General features: G+C 51.1%; 27 protein-coding genes and 5 pseudogenes. 25 read left to right on the forward strand and 7 right to left on the reverse strand.

Annotation, left to right across the window (positions count from 1 at the left end):
• Nucleotides 1-78: 78 nt before the first annotated feature.
• From MNO13_RS08935 to MNO13_RS08950, 4 genes are read left to right on the forward strand one after another with little or no spacing between them, the layout of a single operon-like run.
• On the forward strand, nucleotides 79-3069 hold the full coding sequence (locus MNO13_RS08935) for a CHC2 zinc finger domain-containing protein (protein WP_241939821.1): 2991 nt from the start codon (nucleotides 79-81) through the stop codon (nucleotides 3067-3069).
• On the forward strand, nucleotides 3062-4132 hold the full coding sequence (gene xerC, locus MNO13_RS08940; protein ID WP_241939822.1) for a site-specific tyrosine recombinase XerC: 1071 nt from the start codon (nucleotides 3062-3064) through the stop codon (nucleotides 4130-4132). Before MNO13_RS08935 ends, xerC (MNO13_RS08940) begins: the two co-directional genes overlap by 8 nt.
• Before the next feature lie 32 nt (nucleotides 4133-4164).
• Nucleotides 4165-4425, forward strand: coding sequence for a type II toxin-antitoxin system ParD family antitoxin (locus MNO13_RS08945; RefSeq protein WP_241939823.1), 261 nt, complete (start codon nucleotides 4165-4167; stop codon nucleotides 4423-4425).
• Complete coding sequence (locus tag MNO13_RS08950) at nucleotides 4425-4715, forward strand: type II toxin-antitoxin system RelE/ParE family toxin (protein ID WP_241939824.1); 291 nt, start codon at nucleotides 4425-4427, stop codon at nucleotides 4713-4715. The genes MNO13_RS08945 and MNO13_RS08950 overlap by 1 nt, the downstream gene beginning before the upstream one ends.
• 82 nt (nucleotides 4716-4797) lie before the next feature.
• On the opposite strand, the gene MNO13_RS24325 is transcribed toward MNO13_RS08950, so the two are convergent.
• Nucleotides 4798-4932, reverse strand: coding sequence for a hypothetical protein (locus tag MNO13_RS24325; RefSeq protein ID WP_277881152.1), 135 nt, complete (start codon nucleotides 4930-4932; stop codon nucleotides 4798-4800).
• A gap of 107 nt (nucleotides 4933-5039) precedes the next feature.
• Between MNO13_RS24325 and MNO13_RS08955 the strand changes: the two genes are divergently transcribed.
• The 3 genes and pseudogenes from MNO13_RS08955 to MNO13_RS08965 all read left to right on the forward strand — a co-directional run bounded on the left by MNO13_RS08955 (nucleotide 5040) and on the right by MNO13_RS08965 (nucleotide 6402).
• Nucleotides 5040-5195, forward strand: a complete 156-nt coding sequence (locus tag MNO13_RS08955; protein WP_241939825.1) for a hypothetical protein — start codon at nucleotides 5040-5042, stop codon at nucleotides 5193-5195.
• A 51-nt stretch (nucleotides 5196-5246) separates the two neighbouring features.
• A pseudogene (locus MNO13_RS24330) lies at nucleotides 5247-6140 on the forward strand (DUF6862 domain-containing protein); the annotation flags it as partial.
• Between the two features lie 10 nt (nucleotides 6141-6150).
• The gene (locus MNO13_RS08965; protein WP_105759376.1) at nucleotides 6151-6402 is read left to right on the forward strand and encodes a MafI family immunity protein; all 252 of its coding nucleotides are present in this window, start codon (nucleotides 6151-6153) and stop codon (nucleotides 6400-6402) included.
• Between the two features lie 67 nt (nucleotides 6403-6469).
• On the opposite strand, the gene MNO13_RS08970 is transcribed toward MNO13_RS08965, so the two are convergent.
• Nucleotides 6470-6832, reverse strand: a complete 363-nt coding sequence (locus MNO13_RS08970; RefSeq protein ID WP_241939826.1) for a SymE family type I addiction module toxin — start codon at nucleotides 6830-6832, stop codon at nucleotides 6470-6472.
• Between the two features lie 77 nt (nucleotides 6833-6909).
• A complete protein-coding gene (locus MNO13_RS08975; RefSeq protein WP_338423835.1) occupies nucleotides 6910-7242 on the reverse strand; it encodes a helix-turn-helix domain-containing protein in 333 nt (110 codons plus the stop codon).
• A gap of 136 nt (nucleotides 7243-7378) precedes the next feature.
• Here MNO13_RS08975 and MNO13_RS08980 point away from each other — a divergent pair, with 136 nt between their 5' ends.
• From MNO13_RS08980 to MNO13_RS08995, 4 genes are all read left to right on the forward strand, one after another.
• Nucleotides 7379-10354 carry a CHC2 zinc finger domain-containing protein gene (locus tag MNO13_RS08980; RefSeq protein ID WP_241939828.1) on the forward strand — a complete coding sequence of 992 codons (2976 nt, stop codon included), beginning with the start codon at nucleotides 7379-7381 and terminating at the stop codon, nucleotides 10352-10354.
• The gene (xerC, locus tag MNO13_RS08985) at nucleotides 10347-11435 is read left to right on the forward strand and encodes a site-specific tyrosine recombinase XerC (protein WP_241939829.1); all 1089 of its coding nucleotides are present in this window, start codon (nucleotides 10347-10349) and stop codon (nucleotides 11433-11435) included. Before MNO13_RS08980 ends, xerC (MNO13_RS08985) begins: the two co-directional genes overlap by 8 nt.
• Nucleotides 11436-11657: 222 nt before the next feature.
• Nucleotides 11658-12104, forward strand: coding sequence for a hypothetical protein (locus MNO13_RS08990; RefSeq protein ID WP_241939830.1), 447 nt, complete (start codon nucleotides 11658-11660; stop codon nucleotides 12102-12104).
• 839 nt (nucleotides 12105-12943) lie between these two features.
• Nucleotides 12944-13354, forward strand: a complete 411-nt coding sequence (locus MNO13_RS08995; RefSeq protein WP_232887506.1) for a hypothetical protein — start codon at nucleotides 12944-12946, stop codon at nucleotides 13352-13354.
• A gap of 59 nt (nucleotides 13355-13413) precedes the next feature.
• Here MNO13_RS08995 and MNO13_RS24455 read toward each other — a convergent pair whose 3' ends face one another.
• Complete coding sequence (locus tag MNO13_RS24455) at nucleotides 13414-13596, reverse strand: SymE family type I addiction module toxin (protein ID WP_422387215.1); 183 nt, start codon at nucleotides 13594-13596, stop codon at nucleotides 13414-13416.
• On the opposite strand from MNO13_RS24455, the gene MNO13_RS09000 reads away from it, so the two are divergent.
• The 7 genes and pseudogenes from MNO13_RS09000 to MNO13_RS09020 all read left to right on the forward strand — a co-directional run bounded on the left by MNO13_RS09000 (nucleotide 13533) and on the right by MNO13_RS09020 (nucleotide 17043).
• The gene (locus tag MNO13_RS09000) at nucleotides 13533-14816 is read left to right on the forward strand and encodes a hypothetical protein (protein ID WP_241939831.1); all 1284 of its coding nucleotides are present in this window, start codon (nucleotides 13533-13535) and stop codon (nucleotides 14814-14816) included. The two genes, MNO13_RS24455 and MNO13_RS09000, sit on opposite strands and share 64 nt — an antisense overlap.
• The gene (locus tag MNO13_RS09005; RefSeq protein WP_232887505.1) at nucleotides 14813-15181 is read left to right on the forward strand and encodes a hypothetical protein; all 369 of its coding nucleotides are present in this window, start codon (nucleotides 14813-14815) and stop codon (nucleotides 15179-15181) included. The genes MNO13_RS09000 and MNO13_RS09005 overlap by 4 nt, the downstream gene beginning before the upstream one ends.
• A gap of 140 nt (nucleotides 15182-15321) precedes the next feature.
• Nucleotides 15322-15414 (forward strand): annotated as a pseudogene (locus tag MNO13_RS24460) (polymorphic toxin type 17 domain-containing protein); the annotation flags it as partial.
• 129 nt (nucleotides 15415-15543) lie between these two features.
• Nucleotides 15544-16110 carry a hypothetical protein gene (locus MNO13_RS09010; RefSeq protein WP_241939832.1) on the forward strand — a complete coding sequence of 189 codons (567 nt, stop codon included), beginning with the start codon at nucleotides 15544-15546 and terminating at the stop codon, nucleotides 16108-16110.
• Between the two features lies 1 nt (nucleotide 16111).
• Nucleotides 16112-16444 (forward strand): hypothetical protein, encoded by a 333-nt coding sequence (locus tag MNO13_RS09015; RefSeq protein ID WP_232887503.1) that lies wholly within the window; start codon nucleotides 16112-16114, stop codon nucleotides 16442-16444.
• Nucleotides 16445-16528: 84 nt separating this feature from the next.
• Entirely contained in the window at nucleotides 16529-16774 is a 246-nt protein-coding gene (locus tag MNO13_RS24465) for a hypothetical protein (protein ID WP_422387216.1), read from the forward strand.
• The gene (locus MNO13_RS09020; RefSeq protein ID WP_232887502.1) at nucleotides 16774-17043 is read left to right on the forward strand and encodes a hypothetical protein; all 270 of its coding nucleotides are present in this window, start codon (nucleotides 16774-16776) and stop codon (nucleotides 17041-17043) included. The genes MNO13_RS24465 and MNO13_RS09020 overlap by 1 nt, the downstream gene beginning before the upstream one ends.
• A gap of 50 nt (nucleotides 17044-17093) precedes the next feature.
• On the opposite strand, the gene MNO13_RS24580 is transcribed toward MNO13_RS09020, so the two are convergent.
• On the reverse strand, nucleotides 17094-17231 hold the full coding sequence (locus MNO13_RS24580; protein ID WP_479683962.1) for a SymE family type I addiction module toxin: 138 nt from the start codon (nucleotides 17229-17231) through the stop codon (nucleotides 17094-17096).
• Here MNO13_RS24580 and MNO13_RS09030 point away from each other — a divergent pair.
• Together MNO13_RS09030 and MNO13_RS09040 are read left to right on the forward strand one after the other, a co-directional pair.
• Nucleotides 17208-20888, forward strand: coding sequence for a hemagglutinin repeat-containing protein (locus tag MNO13_RS09030; protein ID WP_479683963.1), 3681 nt, complete (start codon nucleotides 17208-17210; stop codon nucleotides 20886-20888). The two genes, MNO13_RS24580 and MNO13_RS09030, sit on opposite strands and share 24 nt — an antisense overlap.
• Nucleotides 20885-21181, forward strand: a complete 297-nt coding sequence (locus MNO13_RS09040) for a contact-dependent growth inhibition system immunity protein (RefSeq protein ID WP_232887490.1) — start codon at nucleotides 20885-20887, stop codon at nucleotides 21179-21181. Before MNO13_RS09030 ends, MNO13_RS09040 begins: the two co-directional genes overlap by 4 nt.
• Nucleotides 21182-21217: 36 nt before the next feature.
• Here the strand turns inward: MNO13_RS09040 and MNO13_RS24470 are convergent.
• Nucleotides 21218-21475: pseudogene (locus MNO13_RS24470) on the reverse strand (SymE family type I addiction module toxin); the annotation flags it as partial.
• A gap of 157 nt (nucleotides 21476-21632) precedes the next feature.
• On the opposite strand from MNO13_RS24470, the gene MNO13_RS09050 reads away from it, so the two are divergent.
• The 4 genes from MNO13_RS09050 (at nucleotide 21633) to MNO13_RS09065 (ending at nucleotide 24269) form a co-directional block, all read left to right on the forward strand.
• Nucleotides 21633-22406 (forward strand): hypothetical protein, encoded by a 774-nt coding sequence (locus MNO13_RS09050; RefSeq protein WP_232887488.1) that lies wholly within the window; start codon nucleotides 21633-21635, stop codon nucleotides 22404-22406.
• 2 nt (nucleotides 22407-22408) lie between these two features.
• Nucleotides 22409-22942: an immunity 42 family protein gene (locus MNO13_RS09055; protein ID WP_064541027.1), complete on the forward strand. Its 534-nt coding sequence runs from the start codon at nucleotides 22409-22411 to the stop codon at nucleotides 22940-22942.
• Between the two features lie 218 nt (nucleotides 22943-23160).
• Complete coding sequence (locus MNO13_RS09060; RefSeq protein ID WP_241939833.1) at nucleotides 23161-23985, forward strand: hypothetical protein; 825 nt, start codon at nucleotides 23161-23163, stop codon at nucleotides 23983-23985.
• Nucleotides 23982-24269, forward strand: coding sequence for a hypothetical protein (locus MNO13_RS09065; protein ID WP_232887486.1), 288 nt, complete (start codon nucleotides 23982-23984; stop codon nucleotides 24267-24269). The genes MNO13_RS09060 and MNO13_RS09065 overlap by 4 nt, the downstream gene beginning before the upstream one ends.
• A gap of 57 nt (nucleotides 24270-24326) precedes the next feature.
• On the opposite strand, the pseudogene MNO13_RS09070 reads toward MNO13_RS09065, so the two are convergent.
• A pseudogene (locus tag MNO13_RS09070) lies at nucleotides 24327-24548 on the reverse strand (SymE family type I addiction module toxin).
• Between the two features lie 155 nt (nucleotides 24549-24703).
• Between MNO13_RS09070 and MNO13_RS09075 the strand changes: the two are divergent.
• A pseudogene (locus tag MNO13_RS09075) lies at nucleotides 24704-25609 on the forward strand (endonuclease toxin domain-containing protein); the annotation flags it as partial.

Below are 25609 nucleotides of genomic sequence, written 5' to 3' on the forward strand. Positions count from 1 at the left end.
GACTTGACTAAGCGCTCTATGTAGACACTATAATAGTATCTATAAAGAGCATTGACAAGGTTTTAAAAGGAGCACTTTATGGCCCGAATCCCTGCCCGTGAACTGGATGAGTTGAAACGATCGCGGTGTCTGCTAACGCTGGCGCAGTCGCAGGGTCATAAGTTCAGACGCCATTCTCCAGACAGCTTCGCTTGCCTGTGCCCGTTCCATACCGAGAAAACGCCGTCCTGTGTGGTAACTCCTGCAAAAGGGCTGTATCACTGCTTTGGCTGCGGGGCGAAGGGTTCAGTCATCGACTGGCAGATGAACACCACCGGGCAGACTCTGCGGGAAGCGGTTAAATTCCTGAAAACCCGACAGGTGGAGGTTGGTGGTGAGTCGGTGTCATCAGCTCCTTCTTTAGCTGTCCCGGCTGAATCGGTGGCTCCGCGTCCAAAGCTGGCGGATCTGGATGATGACGGACAGGCGTTGCTTAATCAGGTGGTGGACTTCTATCACCAGAGCCTGCTGAACAGCCCGGAGGCACAGGAATGGCTGGTTCGTCGGGGGTTGAATCATCCTGAACTGGTGAGTCATTTTAAGCTGGGCTTTGCCGGGCTTCATGGTGTGTCCGGGGAGGCGGGAATACTGCCGTCATCTGCCAGCAAGGAAGGACGTTCGCTGCGTGAAAAACTGGCCGGGCTCGGTGTGCTGCGTACCAGCACAAAGCAGGATCACTTCCGTGGCTGTATGGTGATGCCGGTTATCGGCTGGTCTGAATCGGCAAACGTGGCACATCGCGGGCGGGTGTTGCAGTTGTATGGTCGCCGTACTCAGCCGGACTATAAGATCCTCAAAGGGTCACCAAAACACCTTTATCTGCCCTCGCCGCTGGCTGGCGTATGGAACGAAGCCGCGCTGAAAGCGTCGTCAGAGGTGATCCTGTGCGAAGCGTTAATCGATGCCATGACCTTCTGGTGTGCCGGGTTCCGCAATGTGATCGCTGCTTATGGTTGCAATGGTTTTACGGCTGACCATCTGGGGGTGTTGCAGTATCACGGCGTAAAACGGGTGCTGATCGCCTTCGATCGGGATGAAGCCGGGGATCGGGGTGCTGATGCGGTAGCGGCTGATCTGCTGGAAAGTGGTATCGAGGCCTGGAGGGTGCGCTTCCCGCAGGCGCTGGACGCGAATGCGTTCGCACTGAAGAGCGGTAATCCTGAATCCGCGTTAGGTCTGGCGTTGCAACAGGTGCAGTGGATGGGGAAAGGGAGTGGTCCCGGTGCTGTGTTCGGGCATGAAACACTGGCTGAACCGTCTCCTTTAACTGTCCCGGCCCCGGTGGTGGATGGGGTGCCGTGTGAGCAGACGGTCTCCGGCGAACTGTTGCTGAAAAGTGGCCCGCGCGTCTGGCGGGTACGTGGCTGGCAGAAAAATACCGTCCCGGAAGTGATGAAAGTGAACATCCAGGTGCGGGATGAAACCTCGCAGGCCTTCCACGTTGACCAGCTTGATATGTACAGCTCGCGCCATCGTCAGGGCTACATCAGTGCAGCGGCGGCAGAGCTGGGCTGTGATGTGGCGGTTATCAAACGGGAATGTGGCCGGGTGTTGCTGATGCTGGAGCAGAAGCAGGATGAGGCACTGCGCCAGCACACAGAGAACACACCGACCAGCGTGACGGTATCGGCTGAAGATGAACATGCCGCACTGGCGCTACTGAAATCCCCCGATCTTGCTTCACGTATCACGGACGATCTGGCGGCGTGTGGCGTGGTCGGTGAAAGTACCAATCTGCTGACGGGTTATCTTGCGGCGGTGAGTCGTAAGCTGGATCGGCCTCTTGCTGTGCTGATACAAAGCAGCTCGGCGGCGGGTAAATCGTCGCTGATGGACGCTGTTCTCGGGCTGATGCCGGAAGAAGAGCGCATCCAGTACAGCGCCATGACCGGGCAAAGCCTGTATTACCTGGGTGAAACCAGCCTTCAGCACAAGATACTGGCGATAGCCGAAGAAGAAGGCGTGCGCCAGGCGGCCTATGCGCTGAAGCTGTTGCAGTCGGACGGTGAACTGAAAATAGCATCAACCGGTAAGAACGAGCAGAGCGGCGAACTGGTGACCCGAGAGTACAAAGTCCAGGGGCCGGTGATGTTAATGCTGACCACCACGGCTATCGACGTGGACGAAGAGCTGTTAAACCGCTGTCTGGTGCTGACGGTTAACGAAAGCCGCGAACAGACGCAGGCAATACATGCACTGCAACGGCATCACCAGACACTGGAAGGGTTGCTGGCGGTGAGTGAAAAAGGCTATCTGACGAAGCTGCATCAGAACGCGCAACGGCTGCTGCGCCCCCTGAAGGTGGTGAACCCGTTCGCCCATCAGCTGACGTTCCTGAGTGATAAAACGCGTACTCGTCGCGACCACATGAAATACCTCACCCTCATCCAGTCGATAGCACTGCTGCATCAGTATCAGCGGGAGGTGAAGCGGGTACAGCATCGCGGGCAGTGGCTGGAGTATATTGAGGTGGAGCGGTCTGATATCGAACTGGCGAACCGGCTGGCGCATGAGGTGCTGGGGCGAACACTGGATGAGATGCCGCCACAGACCCGGAAGTTACTGGTTCTGCTGCGTGACCAGGTGAAAACCTGGGCAGAAATCCAGGCGGTTAATACTGAGGAAATATGCTTCTCGCGTCGCGATGTGCGGGCGGCACTGAACTGGGGCGACACGCAGCTTAAGATCCACCTGGCGCGACTGTTGGAGATGGAGTATCTGGTGCTGCACCGGCGTGGCCTGAAGTATGAATATGGGCTGTTGTGGGACGGTGAAGACAACGGGCAGACGCACTTATGCGGCTTGCTGGACGTGGGCGATGTGAAGCGGTCGGAGTCAGAAGAGAAGCGGTCGGCCCCTGGTCGTGGTCTGGTCGGTGGTCGGTCGGATAGTGGAAAAGTGGCTCCAGAGCTGTCAGCACAAGGGTTAGTGGGTGAGGCGGTCGGGGTGTCTGAAAATACAGTAATAAGAGAAATAAATAATCGTGTCACTGCCGTTGCCCCTGATGGTGAGGTAATGCAGCATGGCTAACCGTAAACCTCGTGCTGATGCCCTGCTGACAGTTGATGATGTCTACCGCAAACCCGTAGGCCCGGCCAGTGACCCGAAGAGCCTGTATGCGCTGCTGTTGCGGTTCGTGGCGTGGCGCAGAGAGCGCAACTGGTCAGAAACCACCCTCAAAACGCAGACCCACCATGACTACCGCTTCATCCTGTGGGCGGCAGAGCGTGGGTTACATTACGGTGCAGAGATAACGCGCCCGCTCCTGGAACGCTATCAGCGCCATCTCTATCAGTATCGAAAGAGTAACGGTGACCCCCTCTCCACCCGGACACAGCGCACAGCGTTGCAACCGCTTCAGGCCTGGTTCCGCTGGATGGCACAGCAAAGCCTGATACTGGCAAATCCCGCCGCGGACCTTGAACTGCCGAGACTTGAGAAGCGCCTGCCGCGTACCATACTGAGCGTGGAGCAGATGGAGGTCGTACTGGGGCTGTGTGACCTGAGCACGGCACAGGGCATCCGGGATCGGGCGTTGCTGGAGCTGCTGTGGTCAACGGGGATCCGGCGTGGAGAGGTCGCCAGACTGGATATCTACAGCCTGGACTTCTCGCGGCGTATCCTGACCATCGTGCAGGGTAAAGGCAAACAGGACCGGGTTATCCCGGTGGGAACACGGGCACTACGCTGGCTTGAGCACTGGTTGTATCAGGTACGTCCGCAAGTGCGGGTGAATGCAGACGGTAAGGCACTGTTCCTGGCCATGGATGGGGTGGCCGGGTTGACGGTGAGCGGTATCACGATGGCAGTTGTACCATATCTGAGAGCGGCAGGTATCGAAAAAGGCAGTTGCCACCTGTTCCGCCACGCAATGGCCACGCAGATGCTGGAGAACGGCGCTGATCTGCGCTGGATACAGGCGATGCTGGGTCACAGGAGTGTAGAGAGTACGCAGATCTACACGCAGGTGAGCATCAGTGCGCTGGCGGCAGTGCATGCTTCAACGCACCCGGCTGAGCAGGACAGGGGAGATAAAAGTGGTCAACAGGGAGAGCTTGACGGTAAGAGAGAAAAAGAAAATACTAACAGATAGTAATAAATAGTACACCAGTCAGGAGAACGGTTATGCCAACCAGTATCGCCCTCAGCCCTCACTTCGAGAGTTTTATCCGGAAACAAATAGAAAGTGGTCGCTATAACAATGTCAGTGAAGTTATCCGCGCCGGGTTACGTGAACTTGAAGAACAGGAGCAGAACCGAAAGCTGGAAGCCCTTCGCGCTGCGGTAGCAGCCGGAATAAGCAGTGGTGAAGGGGTCCCTGCTGAAGAAGTGTTCCGGGAACTTCAGGCCAGATACCAGAGAATGGAAGACAACAGGCGGAAATAATGGCGTTAATCTTATCGCCGCTGGCGATACAGGATATCGAATCCATCGGGGACTATATAGCGGACGATAATCCCGGTCGTGCAGTCAGCTTCATGAAAGAGCTTCATCTGCAATGTCAGCAGATAGGAGAAACGCCGACGCTGTATCGGCAGCGCCCTGAACTGGGTGAAACCATAAGATGTTGCCCTTATGGGCGCTACCTTATCTTGTTCTCTGAACAACAAAATAACGTCAGGATACAGCGTGTCCTGCACAGCGCCCGGGATGTCCCGCAGTTATCTCTTGACTGAAAGTTAGCGTTGTTCCCTTCTGTATGGTTGTCTGCCTCACCCACCTTCAGAGTCACCGGCGGTCACCCGTGTGGCCCGGTCGCTACATGTCCACCTCAGCAAGACAGTGTGGCTTGCTGCCGGTATAAGCATCCAGGTTGCGTGCAGCAGCCCTCACTGACACCGTGCAGTCGCCGCCGTCCATGATGGTGGCACCGGTGGAGACGTCTACTCCCATAGCAGTCGCCGAAGCCTGTGAAGAAGGCAGTACTCATCCAGTTAACCCCCTGAATAATCCATAAAACCCACATTACCCATAAAGTGAGTATGAGTTATCATGTGTGCATGAAAAACCTGTTAACGCGTGTGATGAGCCAGTTACTGTACCTGGTGTTAATCGCGCGGGCGGTAGCGTGTTCGGGCGAAAAAGGCGCGTCGGGGCAAAAAGTTACGGTACCGGAAGTACAGCAGGGAAAAGTTGCTGTAACCAATGGAAAGTAAAGGGAAAAACCTGTTCCGATCCGGCAGGTCGCACTGGAAAGAGTTGTTGCGGAGAATAACTTCCTGAGCGTGTCTGAAAAGACAGAGCTTGAACTGGCGAAGCTTAAACTCAACAGTAAAGACCCGGTTGAACGCGAGAAGGCGCAGCAAACTGTTAATGAACTGCGTGAAAAAGATATCACCAGTGACCAGAAAGTCATTGATGCGTGTGGTAACGGAAATGCCGGAAGTGCGGCGTGTGCCGGAGCAAGGCTTGAGGTTATCGCAGCCAAAGGTGAGTACGAAAACACCGGTAACTACAACTCAAAAGCCAGCCAGCAATACGCGGATGCTTATGGTCAGATAGTGAACCTGCTGAATATCACCAGCGTTGATGCACAGAATCAGCAACAGGTGAAGGATGCGATGGTGAATTATGCAATGGCGCAACTTGAGGTTGATAAAGCCACTGCTACGGCGTACATCGAAACCTACGATGGGATGAAGATTGTTGCTGCGTCTATAGCTCCAGTGTTAGGAGTTGCCGCTGCTGGAAAACTCAACGGGTTAATGGCTGAGAGTTCTATCAGGCCAGAAAATCAGAAATATGTCGATATCCTTTCTCCTGAAGCGAAACAGCATATTTTGTACGGGGATAGCCCTACACAGGGTGGACATTTATATCCAGGAAACCCAGGGAAAACAGTCTTTCCGCAAAATTGGTCAGCGGACAAAGTTGTTCATGTAATAGGTGACATGGCTACGTCACCTGATACTCAATGGTTCGCTCAAACCGGGACAGGAGGTGTGTATACAAATGCTGGGAAACCAGCAAGATGGGTTGCTTGGGCCGAACAAGATGGTGTTAGGGTCCGTGTGGTATACGAGCCAGCCAATGGGAAAATCGTTACGGCATTCCCGGATAGCAACCCGACTCCTTCAGCGTTAAAACCGATTAAGAAATAGAGTGGTCACAATGGATATTAATGACAAAATTAGATCATTTGGTGAAGGGTTAAAAGATCGATTAGATCCTTCTTTAGTCGACTTTGCACTTGAGTACATTGGGTTCTCAGAGAATGTATTAGCGTTCGAAACACTATGTGATCATATCGCTGATCATGATGTTGTAATTAGCCACGATGAATATATGCAGGTGCTTAAAATAGTTGATGATCTTGGCCTGGAAATAGATAGTAGATATAACTATATAAACCCAGAGAAATAATCTTCTTAAACCTGTAAAAAAAATCCCAACCCTCACGGTTGGGATTTTTTTACCTGTCAGCCAGCCGTCAACCCCACTTCCCCGCTGGCGGCCGTTTAGCTGAAATCACCTCAATAAACTCGAGGATCTGCTGTTGCTTGCGACCTGAAAGTTTAGTGACCTTCTTCAGCGTCTGCATGATCTCCGGCTCTGGCGGCGGTGCGGGTAGCGGCTCCTGGGCGGTGAGCACCAGACAACCGGGCATCACGCGGATCTTCAGTGGTGTACCGGTTGTAAACCCTGCATCTTCCAGCCAGTAACCTTTAAGCGTGATGGTCGGTGCGGGTTCGTGGGTCTGCCAGTCGCGGATGTAACCCACGGTATAACGGCGGGTTTTTAGTTCTGGTGCTTCAGTTGTGACAACTTCTGACTTAGAATCGTGCTCAGCCATGATTAACTCCGTAATAGTTAGTTGTGGTCAGCGGTCTTATCGTGTTGCAACCACGGTAAGATCGCGTCAGATCAGGTTTATCCCAGCACCCGCCGGGCCTGATGTTTTAAAATCAGTGCATCCAGAATCGATGTCACCGACTTAAGTTCTTCCTCGTCCATCTGCTTAATCGCCTCGAACTTCAGCTTTAACTCGTCCTGCGGCTCACGTTCGCCGTCTTCAAATATCAGCCAGTCAGCAGACACGTTAAATGTCACCGCAATACGCTTGAGAATATCTAAAGAGGGTTGCGCCTCCCCGGACTCATACCGGCGAACCTGTGTCAGATGTATCCCCACTTTGTCAGCCATCTGTGGCTGGGTCAGTCCATGCTCCTTACGCAGGGACAGAAAACGGGTTGAAAAGCTCATCCAGAACATCCTCTGATAATCAATGTTGTTGCTCATTATCACCTCCTGTTCTGAATGGACTTGACTATATGCTCTATATGGAACATATAATAATACCCATAGAGGACATTGACAAGGTTTTAAAAGGAGCATTTTTATGGCCCGAATGACCCCGGAAGAGCTTGAGCATCTCAAGCGTGACGTATCGCTGCTGAAGCTGGCACAGGATCAGGGCCATAAGCTGAAAAAACAGGGGCATGACTTCGTGACACTGTGTCCGTTCCACCGGGAAAAAACGCCATCCTGCGTTATCTCACCTTCAAAAAACCTGTATCACTGCTTTGGCTGTAACGCTGCTGGTTCGGTGCTGGACTGGCTGCAACACACTGAACGACTGACGTATCCACAAACACTGCTGCGGTTGCGTGAGCTGGCCGGAGCCTCTTCTTCAGCCGCCGATGTTCCTTCTTCACCACCACGCCCAAAACTGGCTGACCTGGATGATGACGGTCAGGCGCTGCTCAATCAGGTGACTGGCTTCTATCACCAGAACCTGCTGAACAGCCCGGAGGCCATGCAGTGGCTGGAGAAACGCGGCCTGAATCACCCGGAGCTGGTGAGTCACTTTAAGCTGGGGTTCGCCGGGTTGCATGGCGTATCCGGGGAGGCGGGAATATTACCGTCTCCGGCAAGCGGTGAAGGTCGTCGGCTGCGTGAAAAGCTCGCCAGTCTCGGTGTGCTGCGAACCACCACAAAACAGGACCACTTCCGGGGTTGTGTGGTGGTGCCGGTGGTGGGCTGGTCTGAGTCGGCAAACGTAGCACACCGTGGACGGGTGTTGCAGTTATATGGTCGCCGGACTCAGCCGGACTATAAGATCCTCAAAGGCTCACCAAAACACCTTTATCTGCCGTCACCACTGGCTGGCGTATGGAACGAAGAAGCGCTGAAATCCTCGTCTGAAATTATCCTCTGTGAAGCGTTAATCGACGCCATGACCTTCTGGTGTGCGGGGTTCCGTAATGTGACCACGGCTTACGGTTGCAACGGCTTCACGGCAGACCATCTTGCGGCGTTGCAGTACCACGGCGTGAAACGGGTACTTATCGCCTATGACCGTGATGAAGCTGGCGATCGGGGTGCTGAATCGGTAGCCGGTGATCTGCTGGAAGCGGGTATCGAAGCGTGGCGGGTGCGGTTCCCGGCTGGAATGGATGCCAATGAATATGCGCTAAAAAGTGGTAATCCTGAATCCTCGTTAGGTCTGGCGCTGCAACAGGCTGCATGGATGGGGAAAGGGTCTGGCCCCGGCGCGGTGTTCAGTCATGAAACTGTTGCTGAAAATGGTTCTGAACCTTCTTTATTAGCTGTCTCTGCTGGCTCACAAATGGAGCCGGTGCCGTGTGAGCTATCGGCTTCCGGTGAGCTGTTACTGAAAAGTGGGCCGCGTATCTGGCGGGTGCGTGGCTGGCAGAAAAACACCGTTGCGGAAGTGATGAAAGTTAACGTTCAGGTGCGGGACGAGACAACCGGCGGCTTCCATGTTGATCAACTGGATATGTACAGCTCGCGCCATCGTCAGGGTTATATCAGCGCAGCAGCGGCAGAGCTGGGCTGTGATGTGGCGGTTATCAAGCGTGAATGTGGCCGGGTGTTGCTGATGCTGGAGCAGAAGCAGGACGAGGCGCAGCGCCAGCAAACGGAGAACGCCCCGGCCAGCGTGACGGTATCGGCTGAGGATGAAACCGCCGCACTTGAGTTACTGAAATCCCCTTCTCTGGCTGAACAGGTGGTGAATGACCTCGCGGCGTGTGGCGTGGTGGGTGAAAGTACCAATCTGCTGACCGGGTATCTGGCGGCGGTATCGCGCAAGCTCGATAAGCCGTTAGCGGTGCTGATCCAGTCTTCCAGTGCTGCCGGTAAAAGCTCGCTGATGGACGCCGTTCTCGGCCTGATGCCGGAAGAAGAGCGTATCCAGTACAGCGCCATGACCGGGCAAAGCCTCTACTATCTCGGTGAAACGTCGCTTCAACACAAGATACTGGCGATAGCGGAAGAAGAAGGTGTGCGCCAGGCAGCCTATGCGCTGAAGTTGTTACAATCTGATGGTGAACTGAAAATCGCCTCTACCGGCAAGAATGAGCAGAGCGGTGAACTGGTGACAAGGGAATACAAAGTCCAGGGGCCGGTGATGCTGATGCTGACCACCACAGCTATCGACGTGGACGAAGAGCTGTTAAACCGTTGCCTGGTACTGACGGTTAATGAAAGCCGCGAACAGACCCAGGCCATACACGCGCTTCAGCGGCATAACCAGACGTTAGAGGGGCTGCTTGCGGTATCTGAAAAGGGCTATCTGACGCAGTTACACCAGAACGCGCAGCGGCTGTTACGGCCGCTGAAGGTGGTCAATCCGTTCGCGCAGCAACTGACGTTCCTGTCTGATAAAACCCGTACCCGGCGTGACCATATGAAATACCTGACGCTGATACAGAGCATCGCGCTGTTGCACCAGTACCAGCGGGAGGTAAAGCGGGTTCAGCACCGGGGCCAGTGGCTGGAATATATCGAAGTGGAGCGGTCTGATATCGAGCTGGCGAACCGGCTGGCGCATGAGGTGTTAGGGCGAACGCTGGACGAAATGCCGCCGCAGACAAGGAAACTGCTGGTCCTGCTGCGTGACCAGGTGAAAGCGTGGGCAGAGAAACAGGCGGTTAAGGCAGAGGAAATACGCTTCTCACGCCGTGATGTTCGTGCGGCGCTGAACTGGGGAGATACGCAGCTAAAGATCCACCTGTCCAGGCTGCTGGAAATGGAATATCTGGTGCTGTTCCGGCGTGGCTTAACTTATGAATACGGCCTGTTATGGGATGGCGAAGACAGCGGCCAGCCGCACTTATGCGGGTTACTGGGCGTGGGTAATGACAACCGGTCGGGGTCAGATGAAGAGCAGTCGGCCCCCGGTCGGGGTGTGGTCGGTAGTCAGTCGGACAGTGAAAAACCGGCTTCAGGCCAGAACCAGCAAGGCTTAACGGGTGAAGTGGTCGGGGTTGCTGAAAACGCAGTAATAAAGAGAAAAAGAAAATGTGCTGCCGCCATCGCCCCTGACGCTCAGGAGGTGCTGCGTGGCTAACCGGTATAACCGTAAACCTCGCGCCGATGCGCTGCTGACGGTGGATGAGGTGTACCGTCAGCCCGTTGGCCCGGCGACCGATCCGAAGAGCCTGTACGCCCTGCTGCTGCGGTTCGTGGCCTGGCGGCGTGAACGCAACTGGTCGGAAACCACCCTCAAAACCCAGACGCATCATGATTACCGCTTTATCCTGTGGGCCGCAGAGCGCGGCCTGAACTATGGCGCAGAGATAACCCGCCCGATCCTTGAACGTTACCAGCGTCACCTCTATCAGTATCGAAAGGCCAACGGCGAGCCGCTCTCCACCCGGACACAGCGTACCGCGCTTGAGCCTCTGCGGGTCTGGTTCAGCTGGATGGCGAAGCAAAACCTGATACTGGCAAACCCGGCCGCCGATCTGGAACTGCCGAGGCTGGAGAAGCGTCTGCCGCGCACTATCCTGAGCGTGGAACAGGTGGAAGCGATACTGGAGCTGTGTGATCTGACGACGCCAATGGGCATCCGTGACCGGGCGTTGCTGGAACTGTTATGGTCAACGGGGATCAGGCGTGGTGAGGTGGCAAAGCTTGAGATCTACAGCCCGGACTTCTCACGACGCATCCTGACCATCGTGCAGGGCAAAGGTAAACAGGACAGAGTGATCCCGGTGGGGTCACGGTCACTACGCTGGCTCCGGCGGTGGCTGTATCAGGTACGCCCGGAGGTGCTGACCAACCCTGAATGTAAGGCGTTGTTCCTGGCAATGGATGGTGTGGAGGGACTGACGACCAGCGGTATCACTGGGGCGGTGGTGCCGTATCTGAGAGCCTCGGGCATCGACAAAGGCAGTTGCCATCTGTTCCGCCATGCGATGGCGACGCAGATGCTGGAGAACGGCGCAGATCTGAGGTGGATACAAGCAATGTTAGGCCATCGCAGCGTGGAGAGTACGCAGATCTATACGCAGGTAAGCATAAGAGCGCTTGCGGCGGTTCATGCTTCGACTCACCCGGCTGAGCAGGATATGGAAGATGAAAGCGGTCTGCTGGCAGACCTGAGCGCGAGTGATGAGCGGGAGCCGCCGGACAGCCCCAAAAGTTAGCGTTGTTCCCTCACGCATGGCTGAGATCGGGGAAGGCAGACTGTGGGCGTCCATGCCCACAGACTGCCTCACCCACCTTCAGTGTTCCCGGCGGTAAATGCCGCCAGTCCAGCGTTAAACCCCGTCGTTCTCTGCCCGTTGCGTTGCTGGTCTGTCGTCATTCAACATAATGTGGCATTAAGCGCACCGGGCCTGAACAGCCCGGTTCGCTAAACGAACATTATGTCTGCGCCGGAGTGGTCGGGGCGCTTCGCGGCTACATCAGCAAGGGTGTGCGGCTGGCCGCCGGTTGTGGCATCCTGGCGCGGTGTGGCGCACAGCTTCGCTCTGCTGCCAGCTTCAGTAAGCTTCCTCAGCATCGCAGTCGCCGCCGTCCGTGGCGGCTCCGGTGGCCACTTCAGCTTCATCAATAATCCTCAGCAAAAAGCTTATCAGTGGTCGGCCGTTGGCCTCCGCTTAAAGCGTTCATGCCCGCCCGGTGTCGTCTGGCTGCGCCGGGTCGTGCCACGCGGTGAAGAAGCGTGTCACTCCTTACCGTCTCGCCAGCTTCCACTACCCGCCCCGGTTCAGCGTGGTCATGCAAAGTCAAACCCCGGTCTGGCAGTGGTGCAACACAGCGCCGTTCCGTCGCTTACGGGCCTCGCCAGCCCGTACCCGGCCAACCGGTAGCAGGGCCACAGACAAGCAGTGGCCCTGCCACCGGTTCGTGTAATGATGGTGGTCACAAAACAAAAGCAAGGGCTTATCGGCGGCTGACGCCGCCGTTATACTGTTGCGGTTGAAAGCTCTTTAACAGCGTCGGGGAAAATGGCTAACGGGGTGCAAAAGTGCGCGTCGGGGCTTCGTCGTCCGGGTATCAAAATGCACAGGCAAAACTGGGTTGTAACCTGCTGACTGCACTAGGAAAAGTGGTGTTCGCTGGCTAACTTCACAACGGATAAAGTTGTTGTTGAGAATAATGCGCTGAGCGACGACGAAGAAGAAATAGAGCGTACGCACGGAGCATTAGACATTAAGTCACTGAATTTTAATCCTACGGCCGGTGGACCAGTTCTTGACGAACATGGTCACCCTACAGGGGCTTTCACGCCACCATCGGGTGTACCTATTGGCGGTAAAGGTTCACGTCCCACAGCCAAGCAATCGGAGAAGGATGTTGGAGGGGAGCTAGGTAATGGCTGGAAGGAGCAGGTTAGCTATAAAGATGGAGAAGTTGTTCCTTATGGTACAAAAGGAAGTACACGCCCAGACTGGTGTAACGGTAGTACTTGTAGCGTTGAAGTCAAAAACTATAACATTGAAAAAAATCAAAGTGGGTTGATCAACAATGTTGTCAAACAGGCAATAACTCGGCAGGCTAATATTCCACCGGGTATGGATCAACGTGTAACAATCGATATCCGTGGACAAAATGTAACACCAGAACAAGAACGTTCAATCATTCGAGGGATTGTACAAAAATCAAATGGCATCATCGATCCTTCGGCAATAGAATTTAAGAGGTAATAATGAAGCATATCGGTTTCTATGGTGGAAGTTCGATTGTCGAGTTAGGCAATGCTGAAGAAATGTTTCTTTTTCTAACATTTCTTCAGCAAAGCGCTGAAAGTCTCGAAGAAATCGAGGTTATTACTCGATTGTTCAAAAAGTATCTTCGATTACAGGATTTAGATGTGATGTTAAATTTTCTCAATAAGCTATGTGGGGAAAATAAAAATAATAACTATGATCGCTATGTCGAAGGGTTGATGCATTGCATCATTTCTGCAAAAGGGTTTTATGAGGATTGGAATATTTATAAGTCGGTAAAAGTATTACCCACTGATATGCCTGATTTCATGACAGAACGAGACCGTCCACTTGAGGATTATGAGCACTTGCATGTTAATGACCAGCCATTTTGGTTGAGACATCAGTAACCCAACGCCTCGTAAAATAATAAGAACATTTTGAATGCGGGCCGGGATCTTTTTATGTGTCACTCAGCGACTAATGGTCTGATCACTAGTTTCCCGTACTTAACAACAATGGTAACTGGCATATCAGTCCCAAATCCCGCCTCTTCCAGCGAGTAGCTTTTCAGGGTACTAGGGCAATATGCCGGGCGGGATGATTTCTGCGGCGGGTAACAGCGGGCATGCGGAAGGCAGCACGCAGGCAGCCATTGCCGATGGCAGTATCACTATCCGTGACAAGGACAAACAGCAACAGGATGTGGCGGACCTGAGTCGAGATACCGATAACGCCAACGGTCACATTGATAAAATCTTCGATAAGGAAAAAATCCAGGAACAACAAGAGCTGGCGGCAGTGTTCGGGCAGATGGCCAATCAGGTGGCGGGCGACATAGGCGTCGAGATGGGCTGGGGAGCAAACAGCCCGGAGAAAGCAGCCATCCATGGAGTGATAGGTGCGATACAGGCGAGCTTCGGTGGTGGCAATGTGCTGGCAGGTGGCCTGGCGGGAATGGGCAGCGAGGCCCTGGGGCAATTTGTTGATGACTACCTGAGCAGCAATACTCAACTGGGTGTGAATGAAAAAGCGGCGATAACCCAGTGGGCAGCGGCGCTGGGTGGCGCAGCGGTTGGCGGTGTGACGGGGGGCAGTAACGGTGCCATGTCGGGTGCGGCGACGGCGCTGGATTCGGTGCGTTATAACTACCTGGACCACAAACAGATAGAAGAGTTTGCAGAAAAAACGAAGGGCTGTGAGGCGCGTAACGATTGTCAGCAGATCGTGAAGGAAATGGAAGCTTTGAGTCTGAAACAGCAACAGGAAATGATTGCTGTTTGTGCCTCTGACCCGGTGGGATGCAAAACGATATATGGCGACATACCCGGCAACGGTATGTTGATACGTGAAGCGATAGATAAAGTGTTGGGAGCGGATGTTCCATGGTCAATGAAGAACGATATGTCTTCATTGCTGGCCCAGCAGATTGAGGCAGAAGGTGTTGTTTCCAGTACCGAGTTTGCACAGCGATTACAAAACCGATATGGAATAGATCCACAGCAGGCGGAAATTCTGGCCGGTGCGGCAATGGCCGCGGTTACTGGTGGACTTGGAAAATATCAGCCAAATAAAGGTGCAGTGGGGAACATGGGCGAGTTCTTTAAGCAGACTGGTTTTGGCAGTGAGATGAACAATAATGCCCGTAAAACTAGCCAAATGTATCAAGGGCAAAGTGTCTATCAAGCAAAAGATAATGTTGGCGATTATATTGCTAAAGGCGATAAGTACTACCTTGATGGTTCACATAAAAATCATTTAGAAGTTTTTGATAGTAAAGGAAAGGTTAAGGTGGTGTTAAATCTTGATGGTTCATTTAATGACGCCAAAACGCAAGCAGCTATTAAAGAGGGGCGGAGATTACCAAAATGACAACTAATTCATTCCTTGATGAAATGAAGAAAAATTTTCTATATATCCTGAGTCAAAAATCATCTACCTCAGTAGATATTGATGATTTATCTATTAATTACAATGATTTGTTGGATTGTTCATTAACAAAATATCTAACATTATTGCAGTCTAAAGCGGAGTTACTAGCTCTCGCAAAAAAAAACAATGACGAGATTGCAATGCAATCGGCTTTACTAAAGTTGAGAGCTCATGCAATGAGTTTATCTAGCTTCTTCGACGCTATCGGAGAAGATGTAGAAAAGATACTTCGAACCGGAAAATGGGCTGAAATCCCAAAGGATTACAAAGTACCAGCGCACTACAATGATCCTCCGCAGAAATAGCAACAATCCCGGTCATAAAGCCGGAGATTTATCTATCACTCAACGATAGGCCGGATCGCCAGTCGCCTACTGGCGGGGCAGCTCAACCATGGTCGACTAAAGGCCGTATAAAATATGTTGAGCTTCCAACCGAAGGTAAGATCCGCTTTGTTCCAGATAGTAATTATTCATCCAGTAATCCACTTCCCAGAGGTCCCAGTAATGGTTACCTCGATAAGTTCGGTAATGAATGGGTAAAAGGCCCTTCTCGTACGGCGGGTCAGACATTCGAATGGGACGTTCAGCTAGCTGATCAGAAGGATGTACTGGCTGATCTGAAAGCCCTTGCCGCATCACCAGAATGTACCGCGAAGTGTCAAGAATTGGCTGCTTACTCCATTTCAGAACTTGAACCCGTCGCTAACAACACGCAACTGCATGAAGACAATCTTATAAAGGGAATACTGGCGGGTGTTATTTATGCACTGACAGTGGAGAAACCCTCATCAGGAAGCGATAAATCAGGTGTAAAACCAACTGTACCGTCAACAGCAGGTAAAACGAGAACATCTGCAATAGATGATATTGTTAATCGTGAAGCTCAGACGGCAAAAGGTGGAACTGCCAGAGCTCAGAAATACTCAGATAATTGGCCGACTGGTAATCTTGATGCAGCAATTAAAAAATTTGCAGGTAGTGATCCTGTTGTGACTACGACTGATAAAGGAAAGCGTATTTATACTAACCCTCAAACAGGTGTTCAGGTCGTTGAGGATACTTCTGGAAGTTACTTCCGGATTTATGACCCCAACTTATCAGGCAAGAGAGCTTATATGGACTTGGATGGAAATATCCCAAATAACAAGATATTAGATAATGGTAAGCAATCTGGAAGAACACAGGGTGAGTATAACGAGGCAACTCACTTTAACATTGACAGGAATAAATAATATGAAGTGTATCTCAGTGCCTATAAGTGCAGATGCTATGAAGCGTTTAGATTTTGATGAATGTGTCAACGGTGATCTGATTGAAGTCCTCCTTAGTGAGGAAGAATATAATAGTCTCTGGAATACTGGCGTGATAAATAAAATCAATAGTGCTCTGCATATAAATATTGATGATTATGAGGACGAGGAACTTCTGGGTAGTACGAACCTTCTTCAAGCTAAGGGAATTATTGAGTCTGAATTATCTTCATGCATGAATGAGATTCTTGAAAAATTGTTATTACAAGTGAACAAAGCAATTGAATACAATACAGGTGTATTTTTTTATTTTTAATGAATTGCCCCGGAAACCTTATCCGGGGTTGCTATCGATAACGGTATTTCTGCTGTTCGAACACCAGATCTGTGGGTTAATGGTATAGGTAAAGTTGATGTTTACACACCTCAAACGTCAAATTTAGGTAATGTTGTCAAGGCTATAGAGAAAAAAGATAGTCAAACAACAGCAGTTCTAACTCAAATTGATTTGTCTCTACAAGATATGCAATCTATGTCATCTAGATTATGGGGAAAACCATCAGTTAAGAATATAAATACATTATTTTTCCAAGATTCAAAAGGGCAAGTTTACCGTTTTGAACGACCAGCTTCAGGAGCAAAATAATGTCAAAGTTGGAATGCCAGTGTGGACACATTATGGTTGTACATACAATGGAAGAAGACTTTCTATATGATCTTATATCTCAAAGAAAAATAATGGATCTTTTTAATAAATGGGATGAGCTTGGAGATAAATTTGATTCAGAAGCCTTCTTTAGTGAATACAATCAATTTAGATCCGATGTATATAAATGCCCTGAGTGCGGTAGGTTATCAGTTGAAGAGCCTCCAGGGAGTAACCAGTTTAGTTCTTATATAAAAGAAACGAAGTAGAAGTAAAGATCCCGGCTGTTGTGATGAACTTCGCCGGGATCGTTTATCTGCTACTCAACCACAGGCCGGATCACCAGTTGCCCCTGCTCCACAGCGACGGTAACCGGCGTATCCGTCCCGAACCCCGCCTCTTTTAGCCAGTCGCCTTTAAGATGCAGGCTGGGATGGCGGTTGTAATAGGTGGTCATGAGAGTGACCCGGCGAAACTGCTGGCGGGGGGCAACCTGACGATTAACGGTAACACGGTCTATAACGAAAACAGTGAGATTGTGGCCGGTAAGACCCTGACGGTTAATGCGGACAATGTGGACAACCACCAGACGGAAGGTCAGCGTATTATCACCGACGACGGAACGCTGAAGCATTATTATCGCAAGCATCATAAAGGGGGGGACTCGCCGGGGATCGATACCTCTGACTACAGGTCACCGGACACCATTCAGACCATAGCGCTCAGCCCGGGGCGGATGGACGGTAACAGTCGCTTTAGTGGCAGTGGTGAAACGATTGACGCTCAGGGCAACCGCACGACAGATGTCAGCACGGGGGGCGCTGGAAATACCAGTACCCATGTGAACGGCAGCGATAAAACACCGGTGCAGATACCGCCCGGCACGCAGTTTGAGGTGGCACCGGAAATCGGTGAGAAGGATAACACCATCTCCCTAGGGGCGGGGCATGACCTGCTGATTAAAGGCGGCGGTGTGGCGGGGACGCAGGATGTTTCGCTGCGTGGCGGGCACGATGTGACCCTCACGGCGGCAGAGGACAGCCATCAGGAACTGCACCTGATGCAGCAGAAAAAATCCGGTCTGTCCGGTACCGGTGGCATCGGTATCAGCTACGGCACCCGTGACCTGAAAACCACCGATACCACCACCACGCATAACAGCGCGGGCAGCACGGTCGGCAGCGTCGGCGGCAATGTGAAAATCGTGGCGGGCAATGGCCTGACGGTGAAAGGGTCGGACGTGATTGCCGGGGGGAATATGGCCCTGCAGGGCAAACATGTCGACATTCTAGCCGCCGACAACGACAGCAGCCAGACTCATAAAGTGGAGCAGAAAACCAGTGGCCTGACGCTGGCGCTGAGCGGTACGGTCGGCAGTGCGATAAACCAGGCTGTCACCACCGTCAGCGATGCGCGTAAAGAAGACAGTGGCCGGCTCGCGGCTCTGGATGGTGTGAAAGCGGCACTGAGCGGTGTGCAGGCGTATCAGGGAAACCAGCTGGCGCAGGCACAGGGTGACCCGGGCAGCATGATTGGCGTCAATCTGTCTTACGGCAGTCAGAAGTCCACGTCGACCCGGACACAGACCAACCACGACAGCCAGGGCAGCACCGTTCAGGCGGGAAAAAACCTCAGCATTCACGCCACCGGCAGCGACATCACCGTGCAGGGGGCGCAGATTAAAGCTGGCAATGACATCACGCTTGAGGCTGCGCGCGATGTGAACCTGCTTTCGGCTGAAAACACCCGCCAGCTTGACGGCAAAAACGAGAGTCAGGGGGGCTCGGTGGGTGTGGGCATTAACTTCGGCAGCGGCAGTAACGGGATTTCAGTCAATGCCAGCGTCAACAAAGGCAAAGGCAGCGAAAAAGGCAACGGCACCACACACACCGAAACCACCCTTGATGCGGGTAACCGCCTGAACATCACCAGCGGGCGCGACACCACCCTTACCGGGGCGCAGGCTAACGGCGATAAAGTGACGCTGGATGTGGGGCGCAACCTGACGCTTTCCAGCGAGCAGGACAGCGACAATTACGATTCGAAGCAACAGAATGCCAGCGCCGGCGGCAGCGTCAGCATGGGCGGTGGCAGCGCGTCGGTGAGCCTCAGCCAGGACAAAATGCACAGCACCTGGGATGCGGTGAAAGAGCAGAGCGGTATCTTCGCGGGTCACGGCGGTTTTGATATTACCGTCGGCAAACATACGCAGTTAAACGGTGCGGTGATGAGCTCAACGGCAGACGCCAGCAAGAACAAGCTCGATACCGGTACGCTGGGCTTCAGCGATATCGAGAACAAAGCGGATTACAAGGTCGAGCACCAGAGCGTCGGCATCAGCACTGGCGGCGCTATCGGCAAAGACTTTGCAGGTAACATGGCAAACAACCTGTTGGTCGGTGCGAACTCAGAAGGGCATGCCAGCTCGACAACGAAAGCGGCGGTATCGGAAGGGACTATCGTTGTTCGTGATACCGCCAGTCAGAAACAGGACGTCAGCACGTTAAGCCGTGATGTGGAAAACGCCAATCCGGGGTTGGACGTTATCTTCGATAAAGAGAAGGAACAGAACCGCCTGAAAGAAGCGCAGTTGACAGGTGAAATAGGTAATCAGGCAATGGATATTGCCAGAACCGAAGGGGCTATCGCGGCGACCAAAGCGGCAAACGAGAAGATGAAGACCGTGCGCCCGGAGGACCAGTCAAAAGCTGAAGCACAGTGGCGCAAGGCCAATCCGGGCAAGGAACCGAAAACGGAGGACATCAGCAAGCAGGTTTACCAGAACTTCTACAATCAGGCGTTTAATGACTCCGGGTTCGGTACGGGCGGCAAGGTTCAGCAAGGGATGCAAGCCGCTACTGCCGCCATACAGGGCTTGGCGGGTGGAAACATGGCAGCCGCGATAGCCGGTGGTGCAGCCCCCTATATAGCGAATGTAATTGCGCAAAGCACCGATGATCTAGCGGCACGGACATTGGCTCATGCTGCGGTGAATGCGGCTATCGCAGCGGCACAGGGGAATAATGCGTTGGCCGGTGCCGCTGGAGCTGCGACGGGTGAACTTGCGGCCGGTATTATCAAAGACCAGTTGTACGGCAAAGACACGCCAATCAGTGAGCTGAGTGAAGAGCAGAAGCAAACCATCAGCGCACTGGCAACGTTAGCCGGTGGTCTGGCTGGCGGGTTGACGGGTGATAGTTCAGCAGATGCGTTAGCAGGGGGACAAGCGGCGAAGACGACTGTTGAGAATAATGCGCTGAGCGTGCCGGACAACAAAGCGCGTGCTCAGGAAATGACTCAGTGCCAGGGCAGTGCTGCCTGTGAAAATACCGTTATTGATAAGTACAAGAAAATCAATGCTGAACAGCATGAAAGCGTGGTGGGATGCAAAGGCGCTCAGGACTGTGTTAACAAAGCCAATGAGGTGGGCCAGTTACAGGCTGATTATGCCCGTCGTACCAGTGAGTTGCTTGAAAAGGCTCGTTCTGATGGTGGTTTAAGCCCGGCAGAACAGAACGAATTATCTGTCCTTCAGGTGACTACTATCCAGCTTGAGGCAGACAGAAACGCGGCGATCCATAATGCGCTGATGTCCGGTGATTCATCTGAAGCGAAACAACTTGCGATAAACTCGTTAGCGCAGGTGGCAGGGACAAGTGCGGCAGGGATAGCGGCGGGGATTGGGAAGTCTGGAGCGAAAGAAACATCGGCAACTGGACAAAGTAGTACTATCGTTCCTGGTGGCGGGCTGGCAGCTCATGAGAAAGCAGGTGGTCATTTGATTGATCGACATGTAGGAAAAACTGAAGCGGAGTTATTTGATAGAGTGTCTACAGGTAATACAAAAACAGCATCTACATTTACTGATAGAGCTACAGCAGAAGCTGTAACAAGTAAAGCCATTGATAGTAATCAATCGAAGATCCAGAGTTATTTATCTGGTAGCCAAAAGGGTTACTTAGAACTTGATTATCAATCTTCTGCTGCTATTGGTATTAGCGTTACTCGTGGTTCTACAAATGTTGTACCAACCACAAATGCCAGAATTATCATTGGAAGGGATCCTTCAATGCCAGATGGGTATAAAATCATTACAGGATATCCAACGCCATGAATAGTAACGAAAAATATCCTTCTTTATCATATTTGCTAAGATGCTACTTTAACCAAGATTTTGAAGTGCTCTTTGGCAATGCGGATGAAACATTAGCAGCTTATAAGGCTACCGAAACTGCGGAAGAACGATTGCAGATGAAAGCTGAAATAGATTATCTGTTGGCACTTTCTCTGTCAGATGATGAATTACAAGACATTCTGCTTAACAAAATTGATTGTAATTATTATTACCCTAACGAATGGTCTTCATCTGAAGAATGGTTGAAGCATATACACAAACAAATGAACTGAAAGATCCCGGCCACCGAGCCGGGATTTTTTTGCTTGTCAGCCAACCATCAGCCCCACTTCCCTACTGGGTGGTCGCTTAGCCGTGATCACCTCAATAAACTCAAGGATCTGCTCTTGCTTACGGCCTGAGAGCTTACAGACCTTCTTCAGTGTCTGCATAATCTCCGGCTCTGGCGACGGGGTCGGTAATGGCTCCTGGGCGGTGAGGACCAGACAACCGGGCATCACGCAGATCTTCAGTGGTGTACCTGTTGTAAACCCCGCATCCTCCAGCCAGTCGCCCTTAAGTGTGATTGTTGTGGTTGCTCTTTAACAGCGTTGGGGAAAGTGGCTTACAGGGTGCAAAAGTGCACGTCGGGGGGGGCGTCCGACCATCAGAATGCACAGGCGGAAATGGCCTGCAATATACTGATAGTACTGGGAAAGTTAGTGTGCGCTGGCTGGCTTCGCAATGGATAAAGTTGTTGTTGAGAATAACTATCTGAGCGCCAAGCAGATAGATGATTTTGCAGCGAGGGCTAAGGGCTGTGATGCTCGTGGTGACTGTTCTCAGATTGTGCAGGAAATGGAAGAGCTGAGTCTGAAGCAACGTAATGAGTTAATTGTAACTTGCGCTTCGGATGCAGCGGCCTGTAAAGAGAAATACGGTGATATCCCCGCTAACAGTATGTTAGTGCATGAAGCGATAGACAAAGCGCTGGGTGAAGATATCCCGTGGAGCATGAAGAATGACTTATCGGTCTTGCTGATGCAGCAGATGGACGAGTCAGGAATAGTTAACAGCACCGAGTTTGCCCAACAGCTCCAGACATTGTATGGCTTGGATAGTCAGAAAGCTGAAATCTTGGCTGGTGTTGCCATGGCCGCTGTTACAGGCGGTATGGGTAAAGGTAAGGGAAGCGCGATGCCTGTACCTACCCCAACGAAAGCTGGCAATGGGCTGGTTTATCAATCGAATGGGAAACATACTCCTGGTCAAGTCGGATATAATAGAAACGCCGGAACCGAACCTACAAACTCTATTCAATTGTTTGGTAACTCAGTAGAGAATGGGAAAAAGAGGTACGCATTAGACGAAAAAGGTAACGTACATCAATTTACGAATACAAATGATGGTTCGTGGCATTGGTCAGGAAGTACGGGAGATGCATCCGTTCCATTGAAAAAAAGTGATATACCAAACGCTGTTAAAAAAGAGTTTGGTTTACCTGGGAAATGGAGGTAAATATGATTTTCGGTGATCCGTATCGTTTTGCTATCTGGGTAGAATGTATTCCTCAGTGGAGTGATTCCTATAAGAATGGTTTTTTTTATTTTTTTGTAAATGGAAATATGTATCCAGAAGATGTCAGGACATCAACGTTAGATATTGATTTTTATGATGTCACTGATAAAAAAAATGCTCTTATCTCTCAGCCACGCAATGATGAAATTTTCAATGCACCAACAAATGAAGCTTTTGATGCCTTGTTTAAACTGGCATACCCAGAATCGACACAAGATGATGAATATCCAGAGCAAGTGTTTGATTTTTGTGCTTCCCCCACGATCATCAACGACTCTGGGGCCTATTTCTTTGCTGTTTCAAATGAAAGTTCAGTGAGGATTGTTGGGGGGAAAATAACGAAATTAGTTGATGGGCATAATGGAAGGATCTGGGAGGATATAGAGTGTCCGGTCATTGAGGATATAACTATTCCAAAAAATGAGATAAGTGAAATAATTACAAGCTTGAAAAAATATTCAACTTATTTATTTTAGTTGGCGTTTTAGTCTTGAAATAATTCTACTTCCCGCCGCTGCAACCGGATCACACCGGGAGTGGCAAGGGGCGGTGGCTGGTATTGCTCTTTAACAATGTAGGGGAAAATGGCGTCACGGGCTGAAAAAGCGCGTCGAGGCAAAAAGTTGTCGGTGTGAAAATGCACTGGCGAAAAGTGGTTGTAAAGTGCTGATTGCACTAGTGAAAATGCCGAACGATGACGGACTCCGTATCGGAAGAAGTTGTTGTTGAGAATAACTATCTGAGTGCCACGGAAGCATTGTCATTTGATCAGGAGCTACAAACCTGTACAGCCAAAGGCAACTGTGATGCGGTTTGTGAGAAATATGGAAAACTCAGCGAAGAAAATAGCGAGAAATTAAAAGCTGTTTGTCAGGAAAGTCCATTGACTTGTGAGGTTTATTACAAGGAGGTTATTCAAGGTGGAATAGCTACGACAGAAAGACCGGACTGGCTATATAAGTCGATGAGTACAGATGAGGCTAAAGCCTTCGTTCAGCAGGCTAACGGTCAAGATTTAGCGCTGATCGATACAACTTCTGAATCGTGGATGAAATTTGCGGCATTTGCATCAGATCCAGAAAATCAGGCAGCGGTTTTATCTTTGGGGGTTGCGGGAAAAAATCTGATTCAGTTAGCCAAAAATAGTTTAGCTACTAAATCTTTACTCAAAGAAATGACAGCTCAGGGTATTAAATATTCACCTGAAAATATTGTCAACGTGGCAAGGGATGCAAGTGGTAAAATTATCTTTCTTGAAACCGGCAGTCCTACAGCAGGGTTACAACATATTATAAAGGAACATGGAAGCCAATTTTCTCAAATAGGTGTTTCGGAAGCACAAATTCCAAGTGTGGTAATGAAAGCTGTAACACAAGGAAAAGTAGTTGGTTATCAAGGTTCTGGTACTGGTCGCCCGATTTATGAAACTATTATCAATGGTCAGAAATATAACATCGCAGTTACTGTTGGAAGTAATGGATATATTGTAGGTGCGAACTTGAGAGGTGCAGTGAAATGAAGAAAATAAAATTAATGGCTGATTATGGGTGTTATCCCCTATGGGGAACAACGCCTGATGATTTTGGGGATATAGCACCTGATTTATTACCTATATCTACAGACCTCCAAGAAAGTCTTCAGCGATGGGCGGATCGGTTTGAAGCAATACTTAATATTGATGATCCTGCATCTTCAGGTTTTAAAAATGAATTGGAAGAAGAGACTTTTATAAAAGATGGGTATGTGCTAGCTCAGCGGTTACGTGATGAACTTGGTAGTGAATATGAGATTATTTATCAGTAACGAGAGCTGAAAAGGTTGGCAAATAGCCCCAGATATTCACACTGGGGCTATTTTCTGTCAGAAATTACTATCAGTCTGAATAATTAGCCGCCCGTGCTCAACGGTCACCGTCACCGGCGTATCCGTCCCAAACCCCGCCTCTTTTAGCCAGTCGCCCTTCAGGTGCAGGCTGGGATGGCGATTGTAATAAGTGGTCATACCCGTTCAGCGGTCTTCGTGGCGGACGCTGACATAGCCCACTTTATAACGGCGCTGTGTTTTGGAAATAAACAGTATCATGCTCTTTAACAGTGTCGGGGAAAATGGCTTACGGGGTGCAAAAGTGCACGTCAGGGCTTCGTCATCCGTACATCAAAATGCACTGGCAAAACTGGGTTGTAACCTGCTGACTGTACTAGGAAAAGTGGTGTTCGCTGGCTAACTTCGCAACGGATAAAGTTGTTGCGGAAAATAACTATCTTCATGCGGATCAAGGGCTGGCATTTGATAAAGAGCTGTCAGAGTGTCGCAAGTCGGGCGGTGATTGCGGTGCCATCATCGACAAGTACAAAGCGTTGAGCGACAAGCAAAGCGCGGAGCTTGACGACAAGTTGAAAGATAATCCGCTGGACGCTCAGGTGTACGACAAAGAAGTGGTGCAAGGTGGTATGGAGATGGCCGAACGTCCTAGTTGGATCGGTAATCTCCCTGGTGTGGATGTGATGACTAGTGAGGAGGCGAAAACTTACGTTCAACAGTGGAACAGTCAGGATCTGGCAAATATTGATGTGAATAGTCCCGGATGGACGAAGTTTGCGGCATTCGCATCAGATCCAGAGAATCAGGCGGCAGTCGCTTCATTGGGGATGTTGGGTAAGGATCTGACTCAAGCCGCGATCTCCTTTATGGGACGTAACACGGCAACGTCTACTGTCAGTGCCGCTGAAGTGGGCATAAAATGGGGTCAAGGCAATATGAAGCAGGGTATGCCTTGGGAAGATTATGTAGGGAAACAACTTCCGTCAGATGCGCGGTTGCCGCAGAACTTTAAGACCTTTGATTATTTTGATCGAGCCACTGGTGCTGCGGTCAGCGCTAAATCGATGGATACCCAGACCATGGCGAAGTTGGCTAATCCTAATCAGGTCTACGGTTCAATCAAAGGAAATATTGATGCAACGGCGAACTTTAAAGGTGCCACTCTATCTGGGGTGAATATTAACCCATCAATGATCACCAGCAAGGAAGTCCGCCTAGCCGTGCCAGCCAATACCACCAAAGCTCAATGGACAGAGATAAACCGGGCGATTGAATACGGTAAGAATCAAGGTGTTAACGTGATAGTAACACAGGTGAAATAG

The sequence above is a fragment of the Buttiauxella ferragutiae genome, from assembly GCF_022637515.1.
Taxonomy (GTDB): Bacteria; Pseudomonadota; Gammaproteobacteria; order Enterobacterales; family Enterobacteriaceae; genus Buttiauxella; species Buttiauxella ferragutiae.